Here is a 4,277-nt window from a genome sequence, read left to right as displayed (position 1 = left end):
CTGTATTTGGAAAAGCCAAGCAGGTATTCGCGGAAGACGTCACGGTACCGCGTGGAAATATCCCCAAGTTCGTCAAGAAGATCAGGGAACTGGCCAAGAAATATGATGTCGAGATCGTCGTCCTCGGGCATGCCGGTGACGGAAACCTCCATCCGGCCGTTCTGACAGATCCTGCCAATAAGGAGCATTACGAGCGCGCCTTAAAGGCGGTGGATGAGATCATCGAAAGCGCCGCCGTTGAGTTTGGCGGAGTACTCTCCGGAGAACACGGTATTGGCCTGGAGAAACAGAAATTTATGAGGAAGGTCACCGAACCGGCCGTCATAAACATGATGAAAGGGATCAAGGCACTTATTGACCCGAACAACATCATGAATCCGGGCAAGATCTGGGAGTAGTCCATAAAGGGGGTTGCGAGTGAAAGATCTGAAAGAACTTAAAAAGATAGAACAATTCTCTGACCAGTGCATGAAGTGCGGTTTCTGCAGTTTCTTCTGCCCTGTCTACCAGGAAGAAAAGATGGAGACCTCTGTGGCGCGCGGGAAGAACTACCTCGTGAAACAGATCCTGGCGGGAAAGCAGGAATTCACGCACGAGATGGCGGATATTATCGGGAAGTGTCTTCTCTGTAAACGCTGTGCGGCGAACTGCCCCGCGAAGACGCAGATAGACCGCGTCGTCGTGGCCGCCCGCGCGCAGTTGGTGAAAGAGAAAGGGCTCGGCGCCATCAAGAACTTCGCCTTCCGCAAGGTCATGGCGGACAGAAAGGCATTCGGCAAATATGCCAGACTGATGCAGAAGTTCCAGTGGATGATGCCCAAAACAGGGGGCAAGATCCGTCACCTTCCCGACTTTGTGAAGAACCTGGGAAGGAGGAACTTCCCGGAACTTGCCAAGACATTCCTGAGAGACCAGGTGAAGCCCGTCTACAAACCCCAGAACGGCCAGAAGCCGATCATGCGGGTCGGTTTCTTCACGGGATGTGCCACGGACTTCGTCTATCCAGAATTCGGTCTCAAGTTCATCGATTTTTTGACGAGGCACGGTGTCGAGGTGGTGGTTCCCGACACGCAGAACTGCTGCGGGGCAGCCATCTACTTCAGCGGCGATTTCGAGACGGGCAGGATGCTGGCGGACCTCAACATCAAGGCCTTCAAAGACCTCGACGTGGACTATATCGTCACGACATGCGCGACGTGCAGTTCGACCCTGAAGGACTATCAGAAGTATCTTCCCGACACTGAAGAACAGAAACAGCGCTACGAAGAATTCGAGAAGAAGGTCAAGGATAGCATGGAGTTCATCATCGATATCCTCAAGATCAAACCCGAAGACTTCAAGCTGAAAAAGGAGTTTGAAGGCAAAACGGTAACATGGCATGACCCCTGCCACCTTGTCAGATACCAGAACATCAAGGACCAGCCAAGGGCGATCCTCAAGGCCCTGAAGGGCGTTAAGTATGTGGAAATGCCCAACGCGGACCTCTGTTGTGGAATGGGCGGCTCGTTCAGCGTCTACCATTACGATCTGACGAAGAAAATAGCGGGCAAGAAAATGGACGGCATCAAGGCGACCGGTGCGGATATCGTTGTGACTGCTTGCCCAGGCTGTATGATCAACCTCATCGACAATGTTTTGTTGAACAAAATGCCGCAAAAGGTGCATCATCTCCTGGAACTGGTGGAGTAAGTAGTAGCAAGTCGATATCTCGAAGACCAACTGCACACCTACATCTCAAACTCACAGGGAGGAGTACACATGAAGAACGGCCACTGGATGACAGCGAAGGATGTTCTAAGGATTCAAGCATTTAAGTACCCCGACAAGGTTGGAGCGAAAGACCTTTACAAGCAGTTTACCTTCAAAGAATGGAACGAGAGGACCTGCCGGCTCGCGAACGCGCTTGCCGATCTCGGTCTCAAGAAGGGCGACCGCTTCGCGGTTCTCGCCTACAACTGCGTAGAGTGGATGGATTTCTACGGCGCGGCCGCGAAGGGCGGTTTCCTTTGCGTGCCCCTTATGTTCCGGCTTGCGGCACCGGAGATGGAGTACATCATCAACCATTGCGAGGCAAAGGTTTTCATCGTCCAGAGCGGAAAAGACCCCGCGGACGGCAAGGAATTCCCCTGGATCGAACAGGTCAACGGCATGAAGAAGAGCCTCAAGACCGTTGAGCACTATATCAACTTCGCCGTCGACAGCCCGAGCTACGACGGCTTCATCAACTACGAGCAGATGCTGGCGAAGGCGAGCCCCGCGGAGCCCGACGTCGAAGTTACCCCCGACGACATCTGGGTCATCATGTACACCGGCGGCACCACGGGCCTGCCCAAAGGCGTCATGAAAAGCCACGCCAACCTTTTCTCCCAGTATTTCATCATGATCTACGACCATGAGTTCAACTTCGACGACACCATTCTGCTCGTCATGCCCTGCTGCCACGTCAACTCGCTCTTCTACTCCTTCGTCGTGACATGGGTCGGCGGGACCGTCATGTGCTACAACATGGTCTCCTTCAACCCCGAAAGCCTTATCAAGTGCTTCTCCGATCACGGCATCACGTTCACCTCTCTCGTTCCGACGCACTACATCATGATGCTGGCGCTTCCGGACGAGGTTAAGGCGAAATACAACCTCAACGCCATCAAGAAACTCCTGTGCTCCTCGGCACCGGCACGGCGCGACACGAAGCAGGGTATCCTCGCGATGTTCCCGAACTCGAGACTCTTCGAGGCATACGGATCCACCGAAGCCGGCTGCGTGACGATCCTGAAACCGGAAGAGCAGATGAAGAAGCTCGGCTCCATCGGTCGCGAGGCCATTGGGACCGATATCCTTGAGATCTACGACGAAGACGGCAAGCTCATCACCGAACCGAACAAGATCGGCGAGATCTACTCCCGCAGCCCGATGATCTTCGAGTCCTACTGGAAGGACCCCGAAAAGACGAAGAACGCGATGAAGGGGCAGTACTTCAGCGCCGGCGACATGGGTTACCGCGATGAGGAAGGCTACTACTATCTCGTTGACAGGAAGGCCAACATGATCATCTCCGGTGGCGAGAACGTTTTCCCGTCGGAAGTCGAGAACTGCGTGGGTTCACACCCCGATGTCAAGGACGTTGCCGTCATCGGCATTCCCCACGAGAAATGGGGCGAACAGGTAACGGCAGTCGTCGTCCTCCACGAAGGCAAGAAGATGGAGCCGAAGGAAGTCACCGAGTGGTGCAAAGGCAAGATCGCGGGCTTCAAGGTTCCGAAGAACATTTACATCATCCCCGACGAAGAGATGCCGAGATCAGGCGCCGGCAAGATCCTCCACAGGATCCTCCGCGAGCGTTACGGCAAGTGGGGAGACCAGCAGTAGGATCCTTCACAACTGAATGAAAAAACGGGGACTTCGGTCCCCGTTTTTTTGGCGTTGAGGGATAGGACCGAGAGGACAGGATAGGACCTATAGGAGAATAGGACCTATGGGACATATTGGACTTATAGGACGCTTAGAACCTGTAGGACGGGCCGATTGCGGGCAATTGCATTCAATGAATCCTATTGGTCCTATTAGTGTCCTATGGGTCGTATAGGTCGAATAGGTCCTGTTTCCTATTGGTCCTATAGCCTTTGCCGGTAGACAGCGGTCGGTCGGGAATCGCAGGGGGTGATTTATTGCGCTGTTCCGGGAAGTGGCGGCATTTTAGTATTGCAAAAAAAACCCGTGTAGGGTAAAAGATGGTGTACAAGGTTTTATTTGGGTTAAGGGGTTACGTGAGAAGCGGTAGGGGCGTTATTTCAATAGCTGATCTTTGTTCTGACAGCACGATTCCATATTCATTCCTGGATTGTATGTTGTTGCAGTGCCGTACGCACTGCCTGCTTGTGAGCACGACGCCCCGCTGATCTGTCGGCAGGGCTGCATAACGGGATTTTCATCAATCACACTAAGGAGGGTTTTGTTATGAAGAACGGTCATTGGATGACGGCTAAGGATGTGTTGAGGGTGAATGCGTTTAAGTGGCCCGACAAGGTGGGCATCAAGGACCTTTACAAGGCCTACACCTTCAAGCAGTGGAATGAAAGGGCCTGCAGACTTGCGAATGCCCTTGCTGATCTGGGAATGAAGAAAGGCGACCGTTTCGCAGTCCTCGGATACAACTGTGTCGAGTGGCTGGAGTTCTACGCGGCCGCGGCAAAAGGCGGATTCCTGTGCGTGCCCCTCATGTTCAGGCTTGCCGCCCCGGAGATGGAATACATCATCAACCACTGCGAAGCAAAGGTCTT

The 4,277-nt window shown here is 53.5% G+C and carries 4 protein-coding genes; all 4 read left to right on the top strand.

Going from position 1 to position 4,277, the window contains the following annotated elements:
- A partial coding sequence (locus tag GXX82_06335) for a glycolate oxidase subunit GlcD (protein NLT22647.1) occupies positions 1 to 398 on the top strand: 398 nt, incomplete at its 5' end.
- A gap of 19 nt (positions 399 to 417) precedes the next feature.
- The gene (locus tag GXX82_06330) at positions 418 to 1,689 is read left to right on the top strand and encodes a (Fe-S)-binding protein (protein NLT22646.1); all 1,272 of its coding nucleotides are present in this window, start codon (positions 418 to 420) and stop codon (positions 1,687 to 1,689) included.
- 69 nt (positions 1,690 to 1,758) lie between these two features.
- Positions 1,759 to 3,366, top strand: coding sequence for an AMP-binding protein (locus tag GXX82_06325; protein ID NLT22645.1), 1,608 nt, complete (start codon positions 1,759 to 1,761; stop codon positions 3,364 to 3,366).
- 588 nt (positions 3,367 to 3,954) lie between these two features.
- Positions 3,955 to 4,277: AMP-binding protein (locus GXX82_06320; GenBank protein ID NLT22644.1), on the top strand; the 323-nt coding region annotated here is incomplete at its 3' end.

Origin of the sequence: Syntrophorhabdus sp., from assembly GCA_012719415.1 — a bacterium.
In the GTDB taxonomy this organism is placed as follows: domain Bacteria; phylum Desulfobacterota; class Syntrophorhabdia; order Syntrophorhabdales; family Syntrophorhabdaceae; genus Delta-02.
This window is presented reverse-complemented; position numbering and strand designations above follow the sequence as displayed.